This window comes from Flavobacterium ginsenosidimutans (assembly GCF_037478105.1).
Classification (GTDB): Bacteria; Bacteroidota; Bacteroidia; order Flavobacteriales; family Flavobacteriaceae; genus Flavobacterium; species Flavobacterium ginsenosidimutans.
Genome location: NZ_CP147988.1, coordinates 5161260 through 5187194, shown reverse-complemented (window position 1 = coordinate 5187194; position 25935 = coordinate 5161260). Strand labels below are relative to the sequence as shown.

Annotated in this window: 25 protein-coding genes; all 25 read left to right on the top strand. The window is 32.9% G+C overall.

The features are described 5' to 3' along the window. The first annotated feature begins 10 nt into the window (after nt 1-10). The 25 genes from V6624_RS22225 to V6624_RS22105 all read left to right on the top strand — a co-directional run bounded on the left by V6624_RS22225 (nt 11) and on the right by V6624_RS22105 (nt 25910). Entirely contained in the window at nt 11-1342 is a 1332-nt protein-coding gene (locus tag V6624_RS22225; protein ID WP_338840238.1) for a polysaccharide biosynthesis protein, read from the top strand. Next, entirely contained in the window at nt 1308-1871 is a 564-nt protein-coding gene (locus V6624_RS22220; protein ID WP_111288706.1) for an acyltransferase, read from the top strand. Before V6624_RS22225 ends, V6624_RS22220 begins: the two co-directional genes overlap by 35 nt. A 3-nt stretch (nt 1872-1874) precedes the next feature. After that, nucleotides 1875-2846, top strand: coding sequence for a hypothetical protein (locus V6624_RS22215; RefSeq protein WP_338840235.1), 972 nt, complete (start codon nt 1875-1877; stop codon nt 2844-2846). Next, complete coding sequence (locus V6624_RS22210; RefSeq protein WP_422389348.1) at nt 2836-3738, top strand: glycosyltransferase family 32 protein; 903 nt, start codon at nt 2836-2838, stop codon at nt 3736-3738. The genes V6624_RS22215 and V6624_RS22210 overlap by 11 nt, the downstream gene beginning before the upstream one ends. Before the next feature lie 71 nt (nt 3739-3809). After that, the gene (locus V6624_RS22205) at nt 3810-4889 is read left to right on the top strand and encodes a hypothetical protein (RefSeq protein ID WP_338840231.1); all 1080 of its coding nucleotides are present in this window, start codon (nt 3810-3812) and stop codon (nt 4887-4889) included. Continuing rightward, complete coding sequence (locus tag V6624_RS22200; protein WP_338840229.1) at nt 4886-6151, top strand: glycosyltransferase family 4 protein; 1266 nt, start codon at nt 4886-4888, stop codon at nt 6149-6151. Before V6624_RS22205 ends, V6624_RS22200 begins: the two co-directional genes overlap by 4 nt. Continuing rightward, nucleotides 6142-7467 carry a hypothetical protein gene (locus V6624_RS22195; RefSeq protein WP_338840227.1) on the top strand — a complete coding sequence of 442 codons (1326 nt, stop codon included), beginning with the start codon at nt 6142-6144 and terminating at the stop codon, nt 7465-7467. Before V6624_RS22200 ends, V6624_RS22195 begins: the two co-directional genes overlap by 10 nt. Continuing rightward, nucleotides 7464-8603, top strand: coding sequence for a glycosyltransferase family 1 protein (locus V6624_RS22190; protein WP_338840225.1), 1140 nt, complete (start codon nt 7464-7466; stop codon nt 8601-8603). Before V6624_RS22195 ends, V6624_RS22190 begins: the two co-directional genes overlap by 4 nt. A 137-nt stretch (nt 8604-8740) precedes the next feature. Beyond that, nucleotides 8741-9271 carry an acyltransferase gene (locus V6624_RS22185; RefSeq protein ID WP_239455701.1) on the top strand — a complete coding sequence of 177 codons (531 nt, stop codon included), beginning with the start codon at nt 8741-8743 and terminating at the stop codon, nt 9269-9271. Nucleotides 9272-9305: 34 nt separating this feature from the next. Then, nucleotides 9306-10379: a glycosyltransferase gene (locus V6624_RS22180; protein WP_338840223.1), complete on the top strand. Its 1074-nt coding sequence runs from the start codon at nt 9306-9308 to the stop codon at nt 10377-10379. Between the two features lie 4 nt (nt 10380-10383). Further along, nucleotides 10384-11499 (top strand): glycosyltransferase family 4 protein, encoded by a 1116-nt coding sequence (locus tag V6624_RS22175; protein ID WP_338840222.1) that lies wholly within the window; start codon nt 10384-10386, stop codon nt 11497-11499. 5 nt (nt 11500-11504) lie between these two features. Beyond that, entirely contained in the window at nt 11505-12056 is a 552-nt protein-coding gene (locus V6624_RS22170; RefSeq protein ID WP_338840221.1) for a DapH/DapD/GlmU-related protein, read from the top strand. Continuing rightward, nucleotides 12049-12867 (top strand): glycosyltransferase family 2 protein, encoded by an 819-nt coding sequence (locus V6624_RS22165; protein WP_338840220.1) that lies wholly within the window; start codon nt 12049-12051, stop codon nt 12865-12867. Before V6624_RS22170 ends, V6624_RS22165 begins: the two co-directional genes overlap by 8 nt. A gap of 9 nt (nt 12868-12876) precedes the next feature. Continuing rightward, the gene (locus V6624_RS22160; protein WP_338840219.1) at nt 12877-13821 is read left to right on the top strand and encodes a UDP-glucuronic acid decarboxylase family protein; all 945 of its coding nucleotides are present in this window, start codon (nt 12877-12879) and stop codon (nt 13819-13821) included. 160 nt (nt 13822-13981) lie between these two features. After that, nucleotides 13982-14728, top strand: coding sequence for a glycosyltransferase family 2 protein (locus V6624_RS22155; RefSeq protein ID WP_111288682.1), 747 nt, complete (start codon nt 13982-13984; stop codon nt 14726-14728). Between the two features lie 82 nt (nt 14729-14810). Further along, complete coding sequence (locus V6624_RS22150) at nt 14811-15578, top strand: polysaccharide biosynthesis/export family protein (RefSeq protein WP_338840218.1); 768 nt, start codon at nt 14811-14813, stop codon at nt 15576-15578. Nucleotides 15579-15642: 64 nt separating this feature from the next. Beyond that, entirely contained in the window at nt 15643-17988 is a 2346-nt protein-coding gene (locus V6624_RS22145) for a GumC family protein (protein WP_338840217.1), read from the top strand. A gap of 26 nt (nt 17989-18014) precedes the next feature. After that, a complete protein-coding gene (locus tag V6624_RS22140; protein WP_338840216.1) occupies nt 18015-18419 on the top strand; it encodes a VanZ family protein in 405 nt (134 codons plus the stop codon). Further along, a complete protein-coding gene (locus V6624_RS22135) occupies nt 18403-19803 on the top strand; it encodes an exopolysaccharide biosynthesis polyprenyl glycosylphosphotransferase (protein ID WP_162614988.1) in 1401 nt (466 codons plus the stop codon). Before V6624_RS22140 ends, V6624_RS22135 begins: the two co-directional genes overlap by 17 nt. Before the next feature lie 55 nt (nt 19804-19858). Further along, nucleotides 19859-20062: a hypothetical protein gene (locus tag V6624_RS22130; RefSeq protein ID WP_111288672.1), complete on the top strand. Its 204-nt coding sequence runs from the start codon at nt 19859-19861 to the stop codon at nt 20060-20062. Between the two features lie 654 nt (nt 20063-20716). Continuing rightward, nucleotides 20717-21169: a hypothetical protein gene (locus V6624_RS22125; protein ID WP_111288670.1), complete on the top strand. Its 453-nt coding sequence runs from the start codon at nt 20717-20719 to the stop codon at nt 21167-21169. A gap of 139 nt (nt 21170-21308) precedes the next feature. Then, nucleotides 21309-22529: a DUF763 domain-containing protein gene (locus V6624_RS22120; RefSeq protein WP_111288668.1), complete on the top strand. Its 1221-nt coding sequence runs from the start codon at nt 21309-21311 to the stop codon at nt 22527-22529. A gap of 37 nt (nt 22530-22566) precedes the next feature. Then, nucleotides 22567-23757, top strand: coding sequence for an MFS transporter (locus V6624_RS22115; protein WP_111288667.1), 1191 nt, complete (start codon nt 22567-22569; stop codon nt 23755-23757). Nucleotides 23758-23993: 236 nt separating this feature from the next. Then, entirely contained in the window at nt 23994-24563 is a 570-nt protein-coding gene (locus V6624_RS22110; RefSeq protein WP_111288665.1) for an RNA polymerase sigma factor, read from the top strand. 198 nt (nt 24564-24761) lie between these two features. Continuing rightward, a complete protein-coding gene (locus V6624_RS22105) occupies nt 24762-25910 on the top strand; it encodes a FecR family protein (RefSeq protein ID WP_338840207.1) in 1149 nt (382 codons plus the stop codon). The last annotated feature ends 25 nt before the right edge of the window (nt 25911-25935 follow it).

The following is a 25935-nucleotide window of genomic DNA, read 5'->3' as shown; positions in this document are numbered from 1 at the left end:
TTTCTATTCTTTGAAAAATATTTTAATCAAACTTAAACAACATCCGAAGTATGATACAGTCATAAACTGGGGAAAATTAATTTCTATAATAGGAAGCGCTCAAATTATTGTACAACTTATCGGATTTGCTTCTGGAATTTTAATAATCCGTTTATTGCCTGTTCAGGAATATGCTTTTTATACTTTGGCCAATACAATGTTAGGAACAATGACCGTACTTGCCGATGGCGGTATAGGAACTGGCGTTATGGCGCAAGGTGGAAAAGTTTGGCAAGACAGACAAAAAATGGGCGTTGCTCTAGCAACAGGATTAGATTTAAGAAAGAAGTTTGCAATAGGGAGTTTAGCAGTATCAGTTCCAATTTTGTTTTATCTTTTGGTTCACAATGGAGCGAGCTGGATTACATCAATTCTTATTGCTTTGGCATTGATTCCAGCTTTTTATGCAGCTTTATCTGATTCGTTATTAGAAATTGTTCCAAAACTGAATCAAACTATTCTGCCATTGCAAAGAAATCAAGTAGAAGTAGGAGTTGGAAGATTGGTATTGTTGCTTATAACAATGTTTATTTTTCCATTTTCGTTTGTAGCGATTTTAGCTGCAGGAATTTCTCGAATCTGGGGAAATGTTGGTTTAAGAAAGATCGTTTACGGTATGGCTGCCCAAAATCAGGAGCCAGACGCAGAAGTTAGTAATGAAATATTAAGTTTAGTAAGACGTATTTTACCAACATCTATTTACTATTGTCTTTCAGGACAGATTACAATTTGGTTGATTTCTATTTTTGGTAATACCACTTCTTTGGCTCAATTGGGAGCTTTAGGAAGATTAAGCGTAATCTTAACTGTTTTAAGTGCCGTAATTAGCACATTGATTATTCCGCGTTTTGCAAAATTAGCACAAGATAAATACCTTTTATTAAAGCGTTTTTTTCAAATAATGGGTCTTTTAATTGGGCTTCTAAGCGTCGTGATTTTTGTAGTTTATTTATTTCCAGCTCCAATTTTATGGCTGCTTGGAGATGCTTACAAAGGATTACCATTTGAGTTATTGCTAAGTATTATAAGCAGCTGTATTGGTTTATTAAGCGGAATAGTTTTTTACTTATACAGCGCAAGAGGATGGGCAATGTCGCCCGTAATTATGATTGGAGTCAATTTATTAACGATAATTGTTTTTGCCAGCCTTTTAGATCTCGGAAGTTTAAGAGGCGTTTTGTATTTCAATATAGGTTTGGGATTAGTGGGATTAATCCAGACTTCTGTGTTTTGTATTTATAATATTCTTGTAATAAAAAATAAACAACATGAAACGGCCCAATCAGATAGCGCTGATTTATAGTAAAGTAATTGGTATTAATCATTCGTTATCGTTTTATCTTTTGAAGATTAGAGGCTTACAAGGAGGCGACGATTCTAGAATAGAAAAAATCACCTGCAATTGGCCAAACAAATTAATAATAGGACATCAATGTAATATCGAAAATGGGGTCGATTTTAGAATTTTGAATCCTCTCAACGAAAGTTCATACATAAAATTAGGGAACAAGGTTTTTATTGGTCACGCCTGCGAATTTGTTTGTAACGAAAAAATCATCATCGGCAACAATTGCCTGATTGCAAGTAAAACGACAATTAACAATACTAGGCACGAGTATAAAGTCACGGCAAACATCAATACACAGCCTATTATAAGTGAAGCAATAATTTTAGAAGACGATGTCTCGATCGGAACCTCCTGTGTCATACTGCAAGGAGTTACAATAGGCACAGGTTCTATAGTTGCAGCAGGTTCAGTAGTAAATAAATCAATACCCGCGAATGAAGTTTGGGCAGGAGTACCAGCTCATTTTATAAAAAAAAGGACATAAGATATGATATCAGCAGTTTGCACCTTATTTGAAGGTCATTACCATTATGGAGTTGCTACGCTTTCAAATTCGCTATATACGCAGGGATTTCGCGGAACTATTTATGTTGGTTATCGAGGATCATTACCAAATTGGATCTCAAACGGTAAAAAAGAACCTGTTGGCAATTGGAAAGAAGCAATTACAATTCATCCTGTTGAAGGAATTGAGCTTGTTTTTTTACCGCTTGCCACTACATATAGCTTAACGAACTATAAACCTGATTTAATGCTGGAGCTGTGGGATGGTCCAGCAAAAGAAGTAGATGCATTGTTTTATTTTGATCCAGATATTGTTGTGGTTGATTCTTGGGCTTGTTTTGAACAATGGGTCAATTGCGGCGTAGCGGTTTGTGAAGATATTAATTCGCCTTTGCAGGAATTTCATCCGCGAAGACAAGGCTGGAGAAATTATTTCAAAAATTACAATATCGATTTGCAATTTAAAAATCAGATTTATGTAAACGGAGGTTTTGTTGGCGTGATTAGAAAAAATATTTTCTTTCTCAAATTGTGGGTAAAACTGCAAGAACGAATGGGAGATGCAATTGGCGGACTTGATAAATCTATTTTCCAAAATCAAATGCACAATTCGAGTATTTTAAAAATGGAAGGATTTCAGTTTTTTGATAAATCAGATCAAGATGCTCTAAATGCAACAATCGAAGCCTATCACGGGAATGTCAGCTATCTAGGAAAAGATGGAATGGGTTTTATTCCTGGCGAAGCAACAATGTTTCATGCATTAGGAAGTTCAAAACCTTGGCAAGTGAATCACTTTATCAGACTTTTTAAAGGAAGAATACCAAGAAAAGAAGATGTTGCTTACTGGGAATATACGAAAAGCCCAATTTTAGCGCACTCTAAGCAGGAAATAAGAAAAAAACAGATGGCAATTAAAATAAGCAAGTTCTTAGGAAGATTTTATAAAGTCTAATGGAGTAAAGAAAATCATGATTCCAAAAACAATACACATTTGCTGGTTTAGTGGAGAAGAATATCCTCCATTTATAAAAGAATGTATTGCTACTTGGAAAGTCCACATGCCCGACTGTAAAATTCGGGTTTGGGATAAAAATAGTTTTGATTTTGATTCTGTTTCTTTTGTAAAAGAAGCATTTCAGGCAAAGAAATGGGCATTTGCTGCAGATTACGTTCGTCTTTATGCAGTCTACACCGAAGGCGGATTGTATTTAGATTCAGATGTGAAAATATTGAAGACTTTCAAAGAATCATGGTTCGAATATGATTTTTTTAGTGCTCATGAAATTCATCCGGGACATTTTGAAGAAGCAGGAGGAAAAGAGCTTTTAAACGCTTCTTTTTTACCTAAAAAGCAAGGTGAGCCCATTATTGGTTTTGCAGTTCAAGGCGCCATTTTTGCTTCGATACCAAATCATCCTTATATAAAAGATTGCCTCGAAACATACCAGAATCTAAAGTTATTTGAAAAGGACGGAACAATTGATTTAAAAAAAGTAATAATAGGTTCTGTAATTACCCCAATAGCAGAAAAATACGGATATACTTATCAGGATAAAGAACAAGTATTGAAAGAAAATATGCTTATTCTTCCATCCAATATATTAGTCGGAAATTCTATTTATTTAGACAAAGAATCATACGCTGTTCATCTCATAAACGGCAGCTGGAGAGATAAAAAAGGAATTGAAAAATTCCTGCACTTATTTAGAAATCAATACCCTCGCATATTTCCTTTTGTCAATTTTATTGATAAAGGTTTTAATAAAACATATCGAACAACCAAAAAAATAAAAAAAGTATCTCACAATAAAATAAGAGCATTAATCAAAATAATTTCTTGGTAACAAAAAGAAATTCTGATAGGTGAATTTTTTGTAAAAGTAACTTTTCTATAAAACCAATAACTAAATCAAAAATGGACATTCTTTTCATTTGCGGATCTGCCGAACTTGGCAATGATGGTGTGGGGGATTATACCCGCAGATTATGTGGTATGCTGATAAGATCAGGTCATAAGGCTGAGATTTTAGCTTTATGCGATCATCAGGCTCCTCTTTTTATTAGTGAAAATCAAGTAATAGAAGATACAGCTGTAATGGTGCACCGAATTCCAATTGCAGCCGATAATAAACAGCGTTTTGTGTACTTGCAGCGAATTCTAAAAGATCTTGAACCTGATTGTATTTCATTGCAATATGTTCCGTACAGCTTTAATCCGAAAGGATTGCCTTTCTGGCTGCCTTCTTATTTAAAAAAAATAAGAGGAAATCATAAATGGCACATTATGTTTCACGAATTATGGCTTGGAATTGATGCAGAGTCTTCATTTAGACATAAATGCATTGGGAAATTACAGCAGTTAATTGCAAAAAAAATTGTTCAGAATACAAGAACACATGCTGTTAATACTCAGAATAAGCTTTATCAGTTCTTTCTTAAATCGCATAATATCGATGCACAGATTTTGCCAATATGCGGAAACATACCTTTAACGGCAGTTAAAAAAGAAGCAGCAGAATTTGCACAATTTGTTTTATTTGGAACGATCCACAATGGAGCTCCTTTCAAAGATTTTATTGATGATTTAATTAAAAATACCACTTTTAATAAACCAATAAAATTTGTTTTCATTGGCAATAATGGTCCAGAATTAGGCAATTACAAAACAATTTTAGAAAGTTACAAAATACCTTATGAAGTGCTGGGCATACAGTCTGAAGATGTAATATCTCAAGTGCTTTTAGATAGTGATTTTGGAATTTCTACAACTCCTTATTTCCAGACAGAAAAAAGCGGTGTTTATGCAGCTTACAAAGAACATCAAATCAATACGATTTCTATTTCTCGCAATTGGACTCCAACAAAAGGACAATACGTGATACCGCAAATAATTAAATATGAAAAAAACAATCTGAATATAATTCTGAATAAAGTTGAAGTTTCTGATTTGCCAAGCATTGCGACACAGTTTATTAATTCAATTTCATTAACATGAAAGTAATAGTGTCTCATCCAACTTTAAATGCAAATTCAAAAAACTTAGTAACTGGATTATTAAAAGATCAGCTGCTTTTTAAGTTGTTTACGTCTATTGCCATATTTCCGGGACAAGTATTATATAAATTAGGAAGTAATCCAAAATTAAAAGATTTAAAAAGAAGAAGTTTAGACACAACTTGGAAACCTTATACAAGATCAAAATCTTTTTTTGAATTTGGACGTTTGTTGACTTCAAAGGCTAAACTGGATTTTTTAATCTCACACGAAAAAGGTCTTTTCTGCATTGACAGAGTTTATCAAAAACACGATAAATGGGTGGCTAATACTTTAGCGAAAGCAAAAAAAAACGGATTATCTGGAGTATATGCTTTTGAAGATGGCGCGCTTTCTACTTTTGAAGAAGCAAAACAATTAGGACTTTATTGTATTTATGATCTCCCAATTGGGTATTGGAAAAGTGCACGTTCCTTAATGCAGAAAGAATTTGAAATAAATCCAGATTGGTCGAGTACGCTTACAGGATTTAATGATTCATCAAAAAAACTGCATAAAAAAGATAAAGAGCTGGCTTTGGCAGATGTAATTTTTGTAGCAAGCAGTTTTACTAAAAAAACATTGGAAGATTATTCTGGGAAATTATCAGAAATAAAAGTGATTCCGTATGGTTTTCCAGAAGTAACTCAAAAAAAAGAATATCAGCCACTGAAAGATAGAAAGCTAAAAGTTTTGTTTATCGGCGGATTATCACAGCGAAAAGGAATTTCCTATTTATTTGATGCCATTGAAGGAATGCAAGACAAAGTAGAGTTAACGATTGTAGGGAAAAAATCGGTACCGAATTGTCAGGCGTTGAATACGGCTTTAGAAAAACACCATTGGATTCCGTCGCTTTCTCATGATCAGGTTTTAGCATGCATGCGCGAACATGATGTATTTGTTTTTCCTTCTCTTTTTGAAGGTTTCGGATTGGTAATTACAGAAGCAATGTCACAAGGAATTCCAGTAATTACAACAGATCGTACGGCAGGGCCAGATTTAATAAAAAATGGAGAAGATGGCTGGATTGTTCCGGCAGGTTCTTCTGAAGCATTGAAAGAAGTAATTAACAAGATACTTGAAAAACCAGAAATATTAGAACAAGCAGGAACTGCAGCTCAGAACAAAGCTAAAACTAGACCTTGGGCGGTTTACGGACAAGAAATGGCAGAAGCAGTTTCTTCTTTAAGTTTTACAAATAATTGGGAAAAATGGATTTAGCTATTGAACAAGTAGAAGTACAAGAATCAGATTATAAATACATTAAAATAGCTATTTGGATGTATTTTTTACTTTGGATTTTTGAAGGTGCTCTGCGTAAGTGGATTTTACCTAGCTTGGCTACGCCTTTATTAGTCGTACGCGATCCTATTGCGATTTATATTATTGGAAGAGCTTTATATCAGGGTATAAAATTTGTAAATTCTTATGTCATTTTTGGACTAATATTTACATTATTCGGACTCGCGTTGACTTTTACTTTTGGTCACGAAAATATATTTGTAGGCATTTATGGAGCTAGAATTATGCTGCTTCATTTTCCTGTGATTTTTATAATTGGTCAGGTTTTTACAAAAGAAGATGTGCTGAAAATAGGCAGGTTTCTTCTAGCAATAAATATCGTAATGACGATAATTGTTTATTTTCAATTTACAAGTCCGCAGAGCGCTTTTATAAATGTTGGTATTGGAGGAGAAGGAAGTGCAGGATTTTCTGGAGCAATGGGATATAGCAGACCTCCAGGAACATTTTCGTTTATATCTGGACTATCGATTTTTTATACTGCAGTCTCTGTTTTTGTCTTTTACTTTTGGCTGTCAAAAGATCGTTGTTCAAAAATTTTACTTTATGCAAGCACCGTTTCTTTAATTATTGCTTTACCGCTAACGATTTCTAGAGGCGCCGTTGTAGCTGTAGCCATAGTTGGTTTATTTGCTATAATAGCTTCAGTTACAACAGGAAAAATGTTATTTAAATTAATAATCATTATTGCTGTTTTATCGCTTGTATTTATTTTTCTTCAAAAATATTCAAGCATTTTTAGTTTAGGTACAGAAGTATTTATGGACCGTGTTGATACTGTAAATAAAGTAAATGGCGGAGGTTTAAAAGATTCCATTCTTTTAAGAGCCTTAAATGAATTTCTTGGTCCACTTTCAGATTTATTTGATCAGCCAATGTTTGCAGGAAACCTAGGAATGGGAACAAATGCAGGTGCTCAAATGATGACGGGTAAAACATCCTTTTTAGTTTCAGAAACTGAGTTTGGGCGTTTGGGTGGCGAACAAGGAATTATTTTTGGAGGCGGACTTATGGTTTTACGTATAGTTTTAGCACTAAGCATGGCGATTACGGCTTTTAGATTGCCACACGAAAAAAAATTGCTTCCTTTTATTCTTTGCGGAGCGGCTTGTATCGCAATATCTCAAGGACAATGGGCGCAGCCAAGTATTTTAGGATATGCAGTTATTATGGCAGGTTTAGTTATAGCCAGCATTAAAAAAGAGGAAAATACATTTCAGAAAGAAGTTTTATGATGTCTCAAATAATTCTAATTGGTAATTACAAACCTGACAAGCAGTTTAGCATGCAGATTTTTGAATCACTAATGTCGGAAGGGTATAGTAAATCAAAAATTAATGTTAGCGCTATTCGGCCGCGTGAAATATTTAGAAAGCTGAGTTTCAATAAACCTAGTTTAGAAAAATGGCTTGCTTATATTGATAAATTCTTTGTTTTCCCAATTGAGCTTTTATCTTTCAGAAGTCTGAATTTTATTTTGCGAAGACCCGTAAACTATCATATTTGCGATCATTCGAATGCTTTTTATCTTTATTTTTTGCCTAAAAATAAAACCATAATAACTTGTCATGATGTTTTAGCAATAAGAGCTGGACTTGGTTTTGCAGACACTTATTGTTATGCAACAAAATCTGGACAGGTTTTACAAAGGATAATTTTGAATGCCTTATGCACCGCAAAAAAACTGGCAACGGTATCTGAATTTACATTAAATCAATTATTAGAAATTGATAATAAACCGGATAGAAACAAAAAATGGATAACAATTCATAATGCCGTATCTGAAAAATTTCTGCCTTTGCCGGAAGATAAAATTCAAGAAGTGCTTAAAAAATATCAGCAGTTAAAAGGCAAAGAAATTATTCTGCACGTAGGTTCTGATTTGGAACGCAAAAACAGAAAACTTCTTGTCAACATGATGTATGAATTGCAAAATGACTGGAATGGAATTTTAGTTTTAGCTGGAGAAAAATTAAATGCTGAATTGCAAGAGTTAATTCAAAAACTAGAAATTTCAAATCGAGTTTTGCACATACAAAATCCTAGCGACGACGAAATTGTAGCACTTTATTCAATATCGAAAGCAATGATTTTTCCATCATATTCAGAAGGATTTGGTTGGCCAATAATTGAAGCACAAGCTTGTGGATCTCCTGTAATTACAACAAACAAAGCACCTATGATGGATGAGGTAGGAGGAAATGCCGCACTTTATGCCGATCCTGATGATCCTACTGCTTTTGTAATGCAATTTAGAAAATTCGAAGACAAAAAATTTAGAGACGAAATCATAGAGAAAGGTTATAAAAATGCAAAACGATTTGATTTTGATAATACCATTCGTCAATATGTTGAATTAATTAAAAATTAAGGATGATAGTGCTAAAAATATTAACCGTTTTGTCGCCTTGGCCATTAAAGCGATTTATGCTAGTCCAATTTTTTAAATACGAAATTGACAGATCATCCAGAATTGGTTTTTCTTGGGTTTTTCCTAAAAAACTAATTATGGATTCAAACGCTTACATTGGTAATTTTAATGTAGCAGTGCATTTAGATTTATTGAAAATAGGAAAACATTCCAGTATTGCTCGCGGCAATTGGATTACAGGATTTCCAACCAATACCGATTCGAAACATTTTTCACATCAAAAAGATCGACAATCAAATTTGATTATTGGCGAACATTCAGCAATTACAAAAAATCATCATATAGATTGCACCAACATAATTCAAGTTGGAAATTTTGTTACAGTAGCCGGTTATTCTAGTCAATTGCTAACACATTCCATTAATATCGAATTAAATATTCAAGACAGCAATCCGATCACAATTGGCGATTATTGTTTTGTTGGAACAGCATCAACGATTTTAGGCGGAGCAGCTTTACCCGCATATTCTGTTCTTGGTGCCAATGCATTATTAAACAAAAACTTTACTACTCCATACCGATTATATGGAGGAAACCCAGCAAAAGAAATCAAAGAGTTACCCAAAGAATATAAATATTTTAATAGAGAAACAGGCTTTGTTTATTAAAATAAATCTCCCACAACCAAAAAACAACCATACCATGAAAGTAATTCATTATATAGCCAGTATTGATAAAAGCGGCGGAGGAACAACAGAATATATGCGGCTTTTGAGCAAAGTATTAAAAGATGTAACATCATTTAGTATTGCGACAGGACATTCTAAAGAACCCATTGCAATTGAAGGCGTTCAGATAAAATTTTTCAATAACAAAATGACGCGCTGGTTTTCTTTAATCAATGAATATCGCGCTTATCTTGAAGAAGAATGTCCAGATATTGTTCATATTAACGGAATCTGGAGTCCTCAAAACTGGGCTTTTCAAAACGAAGCTCAAAAACTGGGCATTAAAGTAATTGTTTCGCCACACGGAATGCTTGAACCTTGGATTTTGGCTCATAATCCGATAAAGAAAAAAATCGCATTGTTTTTATACCAAAAAAGTGCTTTGAAAAAATCGCTTTGTCTTCATGCAACAGCTCAAATGGAAGCCGAAAATCTTCAGGCTCTTGGTTTTAAAAACCCAATTCATATTATTCCAAACGGAATTCATTTGAGAGATGTTAAAAAATTAAAGGAAAAATATGGGACAAAGAAAATGATATTCATGTCTCGAATTCATCCTAAAAAAGGAATCGAATTATTGCTAGATGCTTGGAGAACCAGTAACACAGAAGGCTGGACACTCGAAATTGCAGGAAGCGGAGAAGAAGAATATGTAATTAGTTTGATTCAGAGTACGGTAGATTTAGAAAATGTACATTTTGTTGGACCAAAATACGGTGAAGAAAAATGGGATTTTTTACGCTCTGCCGATGTAATGGTACTTCCAACTCACAGTGAAAATTTCGGAATCGTTGTGGCTGAAGCTTTGGCGGTAGCTGTACCCGTAATAACGACTCACGGAACGCCTTGGGAAGATTTAGAAATACACAAATGTGGCTGGTGGATTGATCTTTCGGTTACAAATTTAGAAAAAGCTTTATTTAAAGTTTTTAATGCGCCAACTATGCTTTTGGAAATGATGGGCAAACACGGACGAGATTTAATTGTCAAAAAATACGATATAAAAACAGTCGGAAAAAAAATGGTCGAATTATATAATACGATGTAAAAGAATGAAAATAACAATAGTTCAAGGTGCCTTTTTTCCTGTACCTCCCTTGCTGGGCGGAGCTGTAGAAAAAATGTGGTATGGTCTGGCAAAAGAATTTGTTAATAAAGGGCACGAAGTAAATTATATTTCCAAATCATATAAAGGGTTTTTAGATGTTGAAAATGATGGCGGAATTAATCACATAAGAGTTAAAGGTTATAAAGTGCCGTCATCAGGAATTTTTCTAAAGGTTCTGGATTTTTTTTACACTTTAAAAGCAGTCCGAAAAATATCAAAAAGCACAGATATAATTGTTTCGAATACTTTCTGGCTGCCAATTCTTCTGCCTTCTAATCAAAAGAAAAAGTGCATGATTGATGTGGCTAGAATGCCAAAAGGGCAAATGAAATTTTACACAAAAAGTGCCAGATTAAGAGCCAATTCGAGCCCAGTTGCAAAAGCAATAAAAGACGAAATCAAAAAAGAATATTTTGATAAAGTGGTAATGATTCCAAATACATTGCCTTTTAGAAATTCAAAAACTATTGATTTTTCGAAAAAAGAAAAAACAATACTTTACACCGGAAGAATTCATCCAGAAAAAGGTTTAGATATTTTAATAGAAGCATTTGCTGCTTTGGATGCTAAAGGCTGGCAGTTACTTATTGTAGGGCCTTATTCTACAGAAACTGGCGGAGGCGGAGAATCTTATCTGCACGAATTAAAAGTTTTGGCTATAAACAGCAATGTAAGATTTCTTGAGCCTGTTTTTGATATTGAGAAATTAAATGAAATCTATGCAAAAGCCTCAATATTTGTTTATCCGTCGGTAGCAGAACAAGGAGAAACATTTGGAGTTTCGCCTTTAGAAGCCATGAGCTGGGGATGTGCAACGATTGTTTCCAATTTAGATTGTTTCAAAGATTTTTTAATTCATGAAAAAAACGGTTTGTGTTTCGATCATCGAGTAGAAAATCGAGTAGAAATTTTGAATGGCTATTTGAGAGATCTAATAGAAAATCCAAATCGGATCAATGATTTAGCCAGAGCTGGATTGATGGTAAATGAGACACATTCTAATGAAAAGTTAGCGGCTGAATTTTTAAACGAATTCGAGTCAATCAAAATCAAACAATAAAAACAATGGAACAAGAATATTCACAGAATTCCCCTTACGATTCGCCTTGGTCATTTTCGCAGCGAATTAAAATGATACTTTGGGAATATGTCTGGTTATTGTTTTGCAGTTGGACACCAAAACCCGCTAATCGCTGGAGATTATTTTGGCTCAAATTGTTTGGATGTAAAATTTACGGAAAACCATTTGTGCACCAAAGAGCAAGAATTCAAATTCCGTGGAATCTAATTTTACATGATTTTGCCTGTCTTGGTGATCGTGCCAATGCTTACACACTTGGAGTTGTAGAAATTTTTGAACACGCCACTGTTGGTCAGGAAGTATATTTATGTACTGGAACTCATGCTTTTGATAAGCCTGAAATGAATTTAATAACAAAGAAAATTACCATACAAAAAGGTGTTTTTATTGGTGTAAGGGCTATTATCATGCCTGGAGTGACAATTGGAGAAAATGCCATTGTAGGTGCAGGAAGTTTAGTGACTAAAAATGTCGAGAAAAATACTATTGTAGCGGGTAATCCTGCCAAATTTATAAAATCTAGAAGCTTTGAATAAAATTCCTATTTCCGTAATCGTTTCTGTTAAGAACGAAGCTAAGAATTTACCATCATGTTTGGATAAATTAAAGCGATTTTCTCAAGTAATTGTTGTTGATTCTGGAAGTACCGATGATACTATAACGATAGCAACTGCTATGGGAGCAGAAGTGCTGCAGTTTAATTGGAATGGAAAATTTCCAAAAAAACGAAATTGGGCGCTTCAGAATGCAAATCTTCTCAACGAATGGATTTTATTTCTTGACGCTGACGAATTTGTTACTGACGAATTTGTCAATGAAATAGCAATAAAAACCCAAGATCCTAATTATAACGGCTATACAATTCAGTTTGAAAACTATTTCATGGGGCGAAAACTGAAATATGGTTATGGATTTAAAAAGTCAGCTCTTTTTAAAAAATCAAAAGGAGCTTATGAAAAAATCGAAGAAGATTTATGGAGCCATTTAGATATGGAAGTGCACGAACATCCTATTATTGAAGGTAAAGTTGGGCTTATTTCGGCAAAAGTGATTCATAAGGATTTTAGAAATTTAGAGCATTATATCGATAAACACAACGCTTATTCTACCTGGGAAGCACAAAGATATTTACAGCTTAAGCAGTCTAAAAATGAGCTTTTATCTTTAAATCAAAAAATTAAATACGGCCTTCTTAATACAGGATTACTTCCGGTTGTATATTTTATGGGCGCTTACTTTTTAAAATTAGGCTTTTTAGATGGCAAAGAAGGATTTTATCTGGCGCGCTTTAAGTCACATTACTTTTTTCAGATTCAAACTAAAATTGATTTAATCAAAAACAAATAGAATTAAAAAATGAAAAGAATACTGATAACAGGAGGAGCAGGTTTTGTAGGATCTCATTTGTGTAAAAGGTTATTAAATGAGGGCAATGAAGTAATTTGTTTAGACAATTATTTTACTGGAGCAAAATCTAATATTATAGAATTGCTGGATAATCCTTACTTCGAAATGGTTCGCCATGACATAACAGAATCATACTATGCTGAAGTTGATGAAATTTATAATCTAGCCTGTCCTGCGTCTCCTGTACATTACCAATATAATCCGATAAAAACGATAAAAACTTCTGTAATGGGAGCAATTAATGTGTTAGGATTGGCAAAACGTGTGAATGCTAAAGTGCTTCAGGCCAGTACGAGTGAAGTTTATGGAGATCCTTTGGTACATCCTCAAACCGAAAATTATTGGGGACATGTTAATCCAATTGGTATTCGTTCCTGTTATGATGAAGGAAAACGATGTGCGGAAACTTTATTTATGGATTATCACAATCAAAATAAAGTGGCAATCAAAATCATCAGAATCTTCAATACCTACGGACCAAATATGAATCCAGGAGATGGAAGAGTGGTTTCGAATTTTATCGTTCAGGCTTTGCAGGGAAAAGACATTACAATTTTTGGTGATGGATTGCAAACGCGCTCTTTTCAATACGTCGATGATTTAGTAGAAGGCATGATAAGAATGATGAATTCTGAAAAAGATTTTTTAGGGCCAGTCAACTTAGGAAACCCAAATGAGTTTACCATGTTAGAATTGGCGCAAGCTATTATTGACCTGACCAATTCTAAATCGAAAATTATTTATCTAGATCTTCCGCAAGACGATCCCAAACAAAGACAGCCAGATATTTCTTTGGCAAAAAATAAATTGAACGGTTGGGAGCCTAAAATTCAATTGCGCGAAGGTTTGGTTTCGACAATTAGTTATTTCGAAAAGTTATTGTTAAATCAATGATTTTCTTTTTTAAAATTTCCTTATTAAGGACATTAATATTCAAAAATTAGGGTTTTAACGAGGATTGTGGTGCTTCGTCGAGAACTTTTTTTAGTGGCATTCTTTTGTTTTAGCTTTACCTTATAATTATGAAAAATTTTCACCTTAAAATGTAATTATTATGAGAATTACCATAATCACAGTCTGTTATAACAGAAAAGCTACGATTGAAAAAGCGATCAAAAGTGTATTGTCTCAAAATTATCCTGACATCGAATACATAATTGTTGATGGCAATTCTAAAGACGGAACAAAAGAAATTATTGAGTCTTATCGTGATAAAATAAGCCAATTTATTTCTGAACCTGACAAAGGTATGTACGACGCAATAAACAAAGGATTAAAACTGGCAACCGGAGATGTAATTGGACTTATGCATTCTGATGATGAGTTTTTTGATAAAAAAGCTATTTCAAGAATTGCAGCTCGTTTTAATGCCGATTCTTCGATAGATGGTATTTATGGTGACGGTGTTTACGTGACCAATGATACAGACGAACGTTTGGTTCGTGATAGAATTGGAGGCGTTTTTAGTCTTAAAAAAGTAAAAGGCGGATGGCTGCCTCTGCATCCAACAGTTTATTTGAAAAAAGATATCATCGATAAACATGGTTTATACAATCTTGATTTTAAAATAGCGTCTGATACCGAATTTTTGCTTCGCTACTTGTACAAATACAAAATCAAGATGAGTTACATCGACAAGTATATTGTAAAGATGAGAATGGGAGGTATGAGTACCAGTTTTAAAACTGCTCTTGAAGTGCTAAATGAAGATTATAAAATCTATAAATATCATGGTTTAACTGCAGTTCAGGCTGTATTTCTTAAAAAGAGTATGGCTTTGAGGCAGTACATTACTCATTAATAAAAAAGATAAATACTATTCATTTTAGTTATTTATCCCAATAGAATTTAGAGTATTAAGTAAACTATATATACCGATTAAAATGAAGAAATTTTTCTTTCCTATAATTTTATTGATTTTATTAATGCTTGGATCTTGTACTACCAGGAAAGAAATACTGTATTTACAAGATTTGGACAGTTATGCAAACTCAACTTTAAATTATACATCGCCTAAAATACAACCTAACGATATCTTAAAAATAGATATTGGAGATATTAATCCAGTAGTGGCTGCGCCATTTAATATGACTTCAGCAACTAATGGACAAACATCTGTAGAAATGATGAGGTTATCAGGTTATTTGGTTAATCCGCAGGGAAATATTATGATGCCAATTTTGAATGAAGTGAAAGTTGGAGGTTTAACTCCAGCCAATGTAGAAATCAAAATAAAAGAACGTCTTATAAACGAAAATTATCTGGTAAACCCAACGGTTCAATGTAGAGTGCTGAATAACAAGTTTACGATTTTGGGAGAAGTAAATGCTCCTGGAGTAAAACCTTTTAGCGAAGAATCAATCAGTTTACTTGATGCAATTGGATTGGCAGGAGACTTAACTTATTCTGCAATTCGTAAAGATGTAAAACTGATTAGAGAAGTAGACGGAAAACGTTTGGTTTTCCATGTCGATTTAACGAGTGCTTCTTGGATGTCAAATCCGAATTATAGAATAAGACAAAACGATGTCATAATCGTAGAAGCAAATAAACTGAAAGTAAATAGTGGAGGTTTAATAAAAGATCCGATACAAGTATTGGGTATCGCAGCTTCTCTTACTGCAGTGATTTTATTAATTGTAAATAATTAAAAACAGTAAGGATTTCAGAAATGCACTTATTGTTATTAACGCGACTGAATTAATATAAATAGTTATGGATTTTAAAAAAGAATTTTTAAAGTATTTACGTTACTGGCCTTGGTTTTTGCTAAGCTTAATTTTATTTGTTGGAGCCGCTTTTATTTTTATAAAAATTGTTCCGCCAACATACGAAACTTCAGCTACAATCTTGATTGACAAAAAACAAGAAGACAAAACAAAAATCATTACCATCAGTACAGATAAAAGCAGTAGTGAAGATAATTTAGAAGACGAAATAAGATTAATGACTTCTAATGAGTTTTTGTTGGACGTAGTTAAGAATTTGAATTTAAATTACAGCTATTACGAAAAGGTTTATACAGTTCAGAACAATTATATAAATGTTTTGCCTTTCGCTTTAATACCAACAGTTTCTAATGATTCGCTTCCACTAGTTTCTTATGAAATTAAAATAAATGAAAACGGATTTGTTGTAACAGAAACAGATACCGAAAACAGTTATACCGTTAAAGGATATAAAGGAAACGAAGCTGTAAAAGGTTTGCCATTTAAAATCCAATTATCTGCGAAAGCAAAAAAGAATCCGTCGCTTTATTTTGACAAAGAATATAAAGTAACTCTTGAACCTACAGCTATTGCTTTAAAAAACTTAAAATCATCGCTTCTTGTCGCATCTGATGAAACTGCAAAAGGTGTCATCGAGTTAAAACATATTGGATCAACTCCAGACCGTTCTAGAAAAATATTGAACGAAATTATTGTTTTACTGGATAAAAACATTGTACTCAATAAACAGAAAGTATTTAGAAATACAGTTTCTTATTTGAATCAAAGAATTAAAAGTTTTACCAAAGAAAAAGATTCTATTGAAAGCGAAAAAGAAAGATATCTGCAAAACAATGATATTGGCGTAATGGACAATTATATTGTTGAAAAAACAGCCGACAGAAGTCAGAAAAAAGAAACTGCTTCTATTAATGAAAGACAAATATCACAAGCTGCTTTTGCAATTAATGACATTAAACAATCGGGGCCTGCGCAAACTTTAGGAACAGATTACAATTTAGATTCGCCTACTGTTAATCAAATGCTTGTTAATTACAATCAAAAATTGATGGAAAGCCAGCTGATCTTAGAAAGAGCGCAGAAAAACAATCCGGCATACATCAGTTTGATGACGCAGCTGAAAACTCAAAAACAAGAAATCTTAAATACTTTAGAAGGTTATTTGAATTTTCTAAATCAAAACAGTAGAGTAAATAGAGAAGAACAAAGTATTGCTGAAGCAAAAGTAAAAAGCATTCCAACAAACGATAAAGTATTGGGGAGAATCAATAGCAATCTTAGTCTAAAAGCAGAAACGTATGTAGCATTATTACAAAAGAAAGAAGAAGCAGTTTTAAACGGCGCCATTTTAGAATCAAATTTAAAAACTCTAAATGCGCCAGAAACCAATTATTCTGCAATTTTTCCACAGCCAAAAGTATTTATGCTTGGCGCATTTATGTTTGGGTTGCTGGTTCCTTTTGGAATTACCTACGTTCGTTTATTCTTTGATACCAAAGTGCATAACGAGGAAGACATCCAAAAAATAATTAGCAATATTCCTATTTTGGGGAATATTCCTAAAATAAGCACAAACGACAAGCTAGACAATACAGCTACTTCTCGTTCTATGATTGCAGAAGCTTCGAGAGCTTTAGCATCTAATATATCTTATTTACTGCCTAGGAAAGAAGAAAATCGAGGAAGAGTAGTACTCTTTACATCAGCTATTCAAGGTGAAGGAAAATCCTTTTGTGCTTTTCACAGTGCGATAACAAGCAGTAATTTAAATAAGAAAACATTGCTGATAGGCGTCGATCTAAGAAATCCTCAGCTGCATGATTATTTCAATGTTGATAGAAACGTGCCAGGACTTTCAAATTTCTTAGCCAATAAAGCAGATGACTGGAAAGAGTTTCTTCATAAAGAGAATAATTTTTCTAAAAATATTGATGTTTTATTCGCAGGAGAAGCTCCGCCTAATCCATCTCAGTTAATAACCAATTCAAATTTTGAATCCTTAATTGAAGAAGCAAAAACACTTTATGATTTTATCATCTTAGATACTGCGCCAGTTCAAATCGTATCTGATACGCTAAATTTCAGTCATTTGGCAGACGTAACAGTATTTGTGGTAAAATATGATTATACAGATAAAAGTAATTTAGTTCATATAAACAATTTCATTAAAAAAGGTCAGTTAAAAAATGTCGGGGTTGTTATAAACGGAGTAAATCTGAAAACCGCTTACGGATATGGTTATAATTATGGCGTAAGTTATGGTTATCAGTATAAAGAATCTGGAATAAAGAAACCCTGGTATAAAAGAGGTCTTAAAATAAAAGAGGCCTAAAATGTACTGAAATCAAATAGTATAAAATGATTCATAAAATAGTTCTGGTTTTATTGCTTTTCGTTGTTGGTGCCGTTTTTTATTTTTCGTGGCTGCCTGATCCTGGTTTTACGAGTGAGCACTATTTGCCAAGATGGCTTTTAAATTGGAGCAATCATTATTACAATTTGCGCACTGCTGTTCCTTTTTTAGCTGTAGGTTTTTTGTTAGAAGCATATACAGAAAACAATGTGGATTATTTTAAAAATTTAAGTTTTATACAAAATATTGGTATTGCAGGAGTGATCGCATGTATAGCAGAAGGAGGCCAATTTATAATAGAAAGAAGAAGCCCTGATTTTATGGATGTTTTTTATGGAATTGCAGGAAGTTTAATTGGAGCATTAGGTTATAATTTATTGAAAAAGATAAAAAATGCGAAACAGACATAAATTTACTTTCATAATGTGTTGTGCCTTTGCAGACATGATTGCGATGGTACTTGGCACAATGATATTTTTGAATTTTGCGATTGAAGAAAAAGTTGGCTGGAATGCTTTGTTTCTTAATAAAATGATTCCGATTACAATTTTAAGTTGGTTGTTTTCAGTTACTTATTTTCAATTGTATAGAGTAGACGTTCTTTTTAGTTTAGATGAATTTTTCCGAAACAGCTGGCGTGCTTTCTTTACACAAAGAGTTTTATGGCACAGTTACATTTTCATTTTTCAAGATGATGTTTTGTATTTCTTTGGCACAAAGGCAAATCTAATTCAATTGAGTTTTCTATTGTCTTATTTCTTGCTGTCAAGAATCTTGTTTACGCTTGTGATTGGAAAAATAAAAGGGTGGGTTTTTAAGCAATATACTGTTGCAATCTGGGGATTTAATAAAACCAGTATCGAATTGGCTTCTCATTTAGAAAGTAATTCTTTCTTTATCAATTTTGTTGGTATTCTTAACGAAAACTCTTCGGTTGAGTACACAAACAACAGAGATTTTACAGAAGCCTTATGTACAGCAATCCACAAAGCATCTAATGATGATATTAATGAATTATATATCGTTTCGAAACCTGATTTTATTTCAGATTTGAATGATTTTTTTGAGCTTGGAGACAAACATTGTATGCGTTTGAAATTTGTTCCAGATTTCTCTTCCATTTCAAAAAAACATTTCAACTCGACACATTTAAATAATTTTCATGTTATAAAGCCCCGTTTCGAACCTTTACAAAATGCTTATAATCGATTGGCAAAAAGAATATTCGATCTTGTTTTCAGCATTTTGGTGATTGTTTTCATCTTGTCATGGCTGTATCCATTATTAGCCATTATTATTAAAAAACAAAGTAAAGGACCGGTTCTGTTCAGACAAATGCGAACAGGTAAAAAGAATCAGCATTTCTGGTGTTATAAATTTAGAAGTATGTATATGAATTCTGGCGATGAAAGTAAGCAGGCTCAAAAAGGAGACAGTAGAATTACTCCAATCGGAAAATTTATTCGCAGAACAAGTTTAGATGAAATGCCGCAATTTTTTAATGTTTTGATTGGAAATATGAGTGTTGTTGGGCCACGTCCGCACATGATTAAACACACATCAGATTACAATGATCACATTAATAATTTTATGGTACGACATTTTGTAAAACCAGGAATCACAGGTTTGGCTCAAGTTTCGGGTCTTCGAGGAGAAACCAAAAGAGTATCTGATATGAAACGACGCGTTACAACAGACATCGAATATGTGCAACGATGGAGCTTAATCAAAGACATTAAAATTTGTTTTTTGACTGTTATTGTAACTCTAAAAGGAGATAAAAATGCTTTTTAAACTAATAAAATAAACTAAATATTAAACTTAAAATTAAACTAATAAACTAATAATCATGGATATTAATAATTACCTAATAGGCTTGCTTACAGGAGTTTCTGTGACAACCTTTTTTATCGGAAAAGAGTGGTATAAGTACTATACTAAATATACTATTCAACAAAAACAATTGGACAGAGTTCTAAAATTGAATGATAAAATTAAAAAGCTAAAAACTTTGAGTTCTACTGAAACTCCAAATGTTAATGTTGGCGTTTAGTATTTATTATTTTTAGTTAGATTTTTTTCTTGATTGCTTGTGGATTAAATCCAATAAGCCTACTGTTTACATGAAATAAAGTAATCCTATTTGTTACTTTCATTTTTTACTTAAACACCTACAACAAGTAAAATAAACAGTAGTTAAAAGTTTACGCGATTATAATTTAAATTCGGAAGTATTGGGCACGACTAAGTTATCGAGCTCAATACTTTTGGATTTATTTTAAATTATAGATTGTAGTAAAACATTCTTTTATACTCCTAAATTATTGATTTGCATTTTTTGATTGCAATTGGCAGTCTTAAAACTAGTGCAGACAATCTTTTCTATCATCCTTTATTATTGATTTGTATTATTTAATTCGTTTTAAACTTTAATTCCAAAATTTTCAATCACGTCGGTTTGTGATTAATCATCAATTTAATTTTTTGAAAAGTTCGTTTACATATAGGCGTTTGTTTACTGATCTGGTCATTTTACTCCAAAGCGGAGTAAAGTTCAAGTTCAGTTATAAATATATCTTTTGGTTCCTTATTCGAAGGAACATAAGGATTATTTATTTCTATGGAGTTTCGGTATGAGATCATGCTGAAGCTCAAACAATGTGTGTTATAATCGATTGTAGGAAAAATAAATGCTAATTTTTAAGTGATGGTTAAAAAAGAAAGAGTTTTAGTTCGCGATAATAAAGGAGTTTTTCTAAAAATGTTTAAAAGAAAATTTAAAGATGAATTTGAATTTTCTGAGGATTCCTTTTTGTTGAAAAATGAAAATAAAGCAACGAACTTTGATCATTCTGTATTTGTAGTATATGAATATTCAGAGCTGTTGGATTTTTTCGAACTAGGAGGGTTACATTCAAATTTTATAGTTTGTTTATTCAGTAAGCATCTGTATAATGGTTTATCTATGATAGAAGAAATCAAAGACTTACTATTAATTGATGCTTCAAAAAATAAAACGGAAATTTTTGAAGATTTGAAAATGTATTTAAGAAAACCCGCATCTTTACTTCCAAAACTATCTAAAAAGAAATTCGGTAAAAATAAAATGCATGAAAAAGAGCTCGAAGTGCTTCAGAGAGCTTTGTTTTTTATGATGTAATCGTATAAGTAGTTCATTTTTGCGAAAAAGCCTTAAGCACTTGTTGTTTAAGGCTTTTTTTATTTGATAAGCTGAACTGCTTTTTAAACAAATGCTTTATAGTATTTTGCGTATTTTTGCAAAATACAAATCTTAGAAAATGAAACGTTCAGGCACGGCAGATCTTCCTCTACATTATGGACATGTTCCATTATGGCTTGCCGAACGAATGTCTAAACTTGGCTTTGCAATTGTAGAAACCATTGCAATGGAATTTTCTACTGCTGAAGTTATAAGTAAATTAAGTAATCCTTTTTGGTTTCAGAGTTTTGGTGCAGTTATGGGAATGGACTGGCACTCATCTGGAATTACAACTTCTGTGCTTGGCGCATTAAAAAAAGCTGTAAATCCGCATTCAAAAGAACTCGGAATTTACATTTGCGGAGGCAAAGGAAAACACTCTATGCTAACGCCCCAAGAACTTTTATTTGTGGGAGAAAAAACAGGTCTTGACGGAATTAATCTTGCCAGCTGCAGCCGACTAACAGCAAAAGTCGATAATACAGCCATTCAGGACGGATTCCAGTTGTATCAGCATAATTTTATTGTTGATAATAAAGGACAATGGGCTGTAATTCAGCAGGGAATGAATCCGAATTCTAAAACGGCAAGAAGATACCACTGGCATTCACAAGATTTGAAGTCTTTTATAAATGAACCGCATACTTTTATTTATGGCGAAAATCAAGGGAATATTTTAAATCTTACTGCCGATGCCGCAACGAAATCTAGAGAAGGAATTTTAGAGTTGGTAAAAGAATCTCCAACAAAAATTATAAAAGAAATGCAGCATCTTTCTATGCCAGCGCATCACGATGTAAGAATGGAAGATGTGAACATGAAAAGGCTTGGAGCAATGCTTTGGACAACTCATGAAAATAAGCCAGAAGATTTTGAAGAACTTTTACTTTTAAAAGGAATGGGACCAAGAGCTTTGCAATCATTAGCTTTGGTTAGCGAAATAATTTATGGAACTCCAACTAGATTTGAAGACCCTGCACGTTTTTCATTTGCCCACGGAGGAAAAGACGGACATCCGTTTCCTGTTCCTGTTAAAATTTATGACGAAACAATCGATACTTTGCAAAGAGCAATCAATCGTGCTAAAATTGGCAACAGCGATAAAATAAATGCGATCCATAAATTATCTGAAATTTCGCGAAAAGCAGAAGAAAGCTTTACACCCAATTCTAATTTTGATGCTTTAATTCAAAGAGAAAGAGAAGAGTCTTATAAATATGGAGGAAAGACCGTTTTTGGAGATGCAAAGCCTCCAAAAAAGAAACCAAACAATCCGAATAATCAATTGGAATTATTCTAAAAAATACAAATTATAATTCTCTATTTTTTTGCCTATAATGTCACAAAACGAAAAATCAATTTATACCTTACAATTCATTTTACTTTGCTTGAGTTCCCTATTGTTTTCATCAAGCTTTAATATGATGATACCAGAACTTCCTAATTATTTAAGCAGTTTAGGAGGTGCAGAATACAAAGGACTTATTATTTCCTTATTTACATTAACAGCAGCAATTTCTCGTCCTTTTAGCGGTAAGCTAACAGACAAATGGGGACGTGTTCCTGTTATGGCAATTGGATCTTCGGTATGTGTGGTATGCGGATTTCTTTATCCAATTTTAAGTTCAGTTTCAGGATTTTTATTTCTGCGTTTGGTTCATGGCTTTTCAACTGGGTTTAAACCAACATCAACATCGGCTTATGTAGCAGATATTATTCCGCAGAAAAGATGGGGAGAAGCACTCGGAATGCATGGATTATGTTTCAGCATTGGAGGGGCACTTGGTCCAGCAGTAGGAAGTATGATTGTAAATGCTTACGGAATGAATGTTATGTTTTACAGTTCGTCGTTTCTGGCTTTTTTATCTATTATTATTGTAATGAATATGAAAGAAACCTTGAAAGTAAAAGAGAAATTAAATAAATCAATGTTCATTATTGGCAGAAAAGATATCGTGGATAGAAATGTATTTCCAGCCGGAATTATAACTTTTCTATCTTATACCGCTTTCGGATTAATATTAACTTTAATTCCCGATTGGAGCGAACATCTTGGCGCACAAAACAAAGGGCTGTTTTTTACCGCTTTTACGGTGACGTCTGTTTTAGTTCGTTTTTTTGCAGGAAAAGTTTCAGATAGGCACGGACGTACAAGCGTAATATTTGCAGGTTTAATTATTACAGCTTTTGCGCTTTTTGTCATTAGCGAAGGCAGAAATATTCAAATGCTTTTGGTAGGAGCAGGGTTTTACGGAATTGGAACTGGAATTTTATCGCCAGCGATCAGCGCCTGGACTATTGATTTGAGTAATCCAGATCACCGAGGAAAAGCGGTTGCAACAATGTATATTTCGATGGAACTTGGAATTGGTAGCGGGGCTCTTATTGGAGGAAGTTATTATAACGATCTCATAATGCGCATACCGCAAATCTTGAAATTTGATATACTGATTATAATTTTAGGTGTTGTATATCTGACCTATTGGACTAGACGTCTCAAAAAAAATCTTAAGAAAGAATTAGAGTAAAATAAAGGAAAAGCTTGTAAAATAATTTACAGGCTTTTTTTGTGTTTTGATGAAAATGAAATCGGTTTTTTTGAAACTATAATCCTGCAATTCAATATTATTAAGATTAATCATATTGAAATTTATGCAAAAAAGTTAACGAAATCCTTTGCGCTTTTTAAAACTTAATAATGTTTTGGCTTTTAACATAAAAAATGTTTAATATTGCGTTTTTGATCCTCACTTTTTAATAATTAATGTCTGTTTATAGCAAATATGCTGATCATATTCTATTAAATCTTCTTAAAGAAGATGATCAATTGGCCTATACAGAAATCTTCGAAAGGTATTCCCGAATTCTCGTTAATCATGCTTATAAATTGCTTGGAAGACATGATGAAGCAAATGATGTTGTTCAAGAAGTATTTTTATCACTTTGGAACAAACGTTACGAATTGGCGGTTACTGGATCTCTTTCTTCTTATTTATACAAAGCTGTAAAAAATAGAATTCTTAATCATATCGCTCACGAAAAAGTGGTTTCGCGTTATGCCGATTCTATTTCAAATTTTATTGAAAACGAATATGTCTTCGCAGATTCTAAACTTAGAGAAAAAGAATTAGAAGCCATTATTGCAAAAGAAATTGCTTTACTCCCTGAAAAAATGCGAGAAGTATTTCTGCTAAGAAAAGTAGAAGAGCTTTCGTATGACGAAATTTCAAATCAATTGAATATAACAGATAAAACTGCAAAACAGCAAGTTTACAATTCAGTAAAAATTCTGCGTGAGAAACTAAAAACCGCGCTTAATGTTTTTATCTGGTAAAATTATTGCAAATTTTTCGATAATTTTTTTTTGATGCATTCTGTTTGTAATGTACTCATTAATAGAAATAAAGGCTTTGAAGCTCTTAATCTGTTAATTATAAAATAATATTTTTTTAATTTTTTTTTGTCATTGCCTATGACAAAACCCATTTCTAACTGTCTTATTTAAAACGGGACAAAATTTCGTGTTGTAATTATGAATGAATCAGAAATCTTAGCATTGCTGCAAAAATACCAAGAAGGAACTTTATCTAATGAAGATAAGGACAAACTTGAGGCATGGTATTTACATAAAGCTTCAAATAGTAACAGACAGCTTAGCGAATATGAACTGGAAGATAGTTACGAACATTTGAAATCGAAGTTGCCATTGGCACAAAAAGCAAAAGTGGTTAGTCTTTGGCCGCGTGTTGCTGTTGCAGCATCTGTTACTTTATTATTAGGTAGCGGAATATTCTATTTTACAAAATCGGAAGTAAAAGAAGAAGAAAAAATTCAAGTTGTTGAAAAACCTAAAGACATTGCACCTGGAGGAAATAAAGGAATCTTAACGCTTTCTAATGGAAAACAAATTGTTTTGTCTGATGTATCTGCAAAAGATATTATTGCAAAAGAAGGCGAAGAAGATGAGGTTACAATAAAAATGGATGCTAATGGAGTAATTACTTATGTGATAAATCCAAACGCTGATTCTTCGAAAGAAAATGCAAATTCATTTAACACACTTTCTACGCCAACAGGCGGACAATATAATATTGTTTTGGCAGATGGAACTAAAGTATTCTTAAATGCAGTTTCTTCTATCAAATATCCTACACAATTTAATGGAGATGAAAGAACCGTAGAATTAGAAGGAGAAGCATATTTTGAAGTTGCTAAAGATAAAAGCAAACCTTTCATCGTAAAATCAGATAATCAGAAGATACAAGTTTTAGGAACACATTTTAATGTTCATGCTTATAATAATGAAGCTATTATAAAAACAACTTTATTGGAAGGAAGTGTTGCGGTTGCTTTCAGAAATCAGACAGCAATTTTAAAACCAGGTCAGCAATCTAATATAACAGAGAATTCGACTAAAATTACAGTTAAAGAAGTCGATACCGAAGCAGCAATTGCTTGGACAAATGGCCGATTTAAATTTGATAATGCCGACTTGAAATCAGTAATGAAACAATTAGAACGCTGGTATGGAATTAAAGTCGAATACCGCGGTGATGTTTCAGACGTGAGATTTAACGGAGGAACATTTAGAAATAAAAATTTGTCTGAAGTATTAAAAGTACTTGAGCTAAGTAATATAAAATTTAGGGTCGAAGGAAAAACGATTATTGTTTATCCGTAAGATCTTTTATTTAACCGATTATATT

Bases quoted from the DNA above. Each gene is read 5' to 3' on its own strand.
- V6624_RS22195 (WP_338840227.1), top strand. From the start codon at position 6,142: ATGGATTTAGCTATTGAACAAGTAGAAGTACAAGAATCAGATTATAAA.
- V6624_RS22135 (WP_162614988.1), top strand. From the start codon at position 18,403: ATGCGAAACAGACATAAATTTACTTTCATAATGTGTTGTGCCTTTGCA.
- V6624_RS22180 (WP_338840223.1), top strand. From the start codon at position 9,306: ATGAAAGTAATTCATTATATAGCCAGTATTGATAAAAGCGGCGGAGGA.
- V6624_RS22205 (WP_338840231.1), top strand. From the start codon at position 3,810: ATGGACATTCTTTTCATTTGCGGATCTGCCGAACTTGGCAATGATGGT.
- V6624_RS22125 (WP_111288670.1), top strand. From the start codon at position 20,717: ATGGTTAAAAAAGAAAGAGTTTTAGTTCGCGATAATAAAGGAGTTTTT.
- V6624_RS22160 (WP_338840219.1), top strand. From the start codon at position 12,877: ATGAAAAGAATACTGATAACAGGAGGAGCAGGTTTTGTAGGATCTCAT.
- V6624_RS22155 (WP_111288682.1), top strand. From the start codon at position 13,982: ATGAGAATTACCATAATCACAGTCTGTTATAACAGAAAAGCTACGATT.
- V6624_RS22130 (WP_111288672.1), top strand. From the start codon at position 19,859: ATGGATATTAATAATTACCTAATAGGCTTGCTTACAGGAGTTTCTGTG.
- V6624_RS22120 (WP_111288668.1), top strand. From the start codon at position 21,309: ATGAAACGTTCAGGCACGGCAGATCTTCCTCTACATTATGGACATGTT.
- V6624_RS22175 (WP_338840222.1), top strand. From the start codon at position 10,384: ATGAAAATAACAATAGTTCAAGGTGCCTTTTTTCCTGTACCTCCCTTG.
- V6624_RS22145 (WP_338840217.1), top strand. From the start codon at position 15,643: ATGGATTTTAAAAAAGAATTTTTAAAGTATTTACGTTACTGGCCTTGG.
- V6624_RS22185 (WP_239455701.1), top strand. From the start codon at position 8,741: ATGGATTCAAACGCTTACATTGGTAATTTTAATGTAGCAGTGCATTTA.
- V6624_RS22220 (WP_111288706.1), top strand. From the start codon at position 1,308: ATGAAACGGCCCAATCAGATAGCGCTGATTTATAGTAAAGTAATTGGT.
- V6624_RS22190 (WP_338840225.1), top strand. From the start codon at position 7,464: ATGATGTCTCAAATAATTCTAATTGGTAATTACAAACCTGACAAGCAG.
- V6624_RS22200 (WP_338840229.1), top strand. From the start codon at position 4,886: ATGAAAGTAATAGTGTCTCATCCAACTTTAAATGCAAATTCAAAAAAC.
- V6624_RS22150 (WP_338840218.1), top strand. From the start codon at position 14,811: ATGAAGAAATTTTTCTTTCCTATAATTTTATTGATTTTATTAATGCTT.
- V6624_RS22215 (WP_338840235.1), top strand. From the start codon at position 1,875: ATGATATCAGCAGTTTGCACCTTATTTGAAGGTCATTACCATTATGGA.
- V6624_RS22110 (WP_111288665.1), top strand. From the start codon at position 23,994: ATGTCTGTTTATAGCAAATATGCTGATCATATTCTATTAAATCTTCTT.
- V6624_RS22140 (WP_338840216.1), top strand. From the start codon at position 18,015: ATGATTCATAAAATAGTTCTGGTTTTATTGCTTTTCGTTGTTGGTGCC.
- V6624_RS22170 (WP_338840221.1), top strand. From the start codon at position 11,505: ATGGAACAAGAATATTCACAGAATTCCCCTTACGATTCGCCTTGGTCA.
- V6624_RS22115 (WP_111288667.1), top strand. From the start codon at position 22,567: ATGTCACAAAACGAAAAATCAATTTATACCTTACAATTCATTTTACTT.
- V6624_RS22105 (WP_338840207.1), top strand. From the start codon at position 24,762: ATGAATGAATCAGAAATCTTAGCATTGCTGCAAAAATACCAAGAAGGA.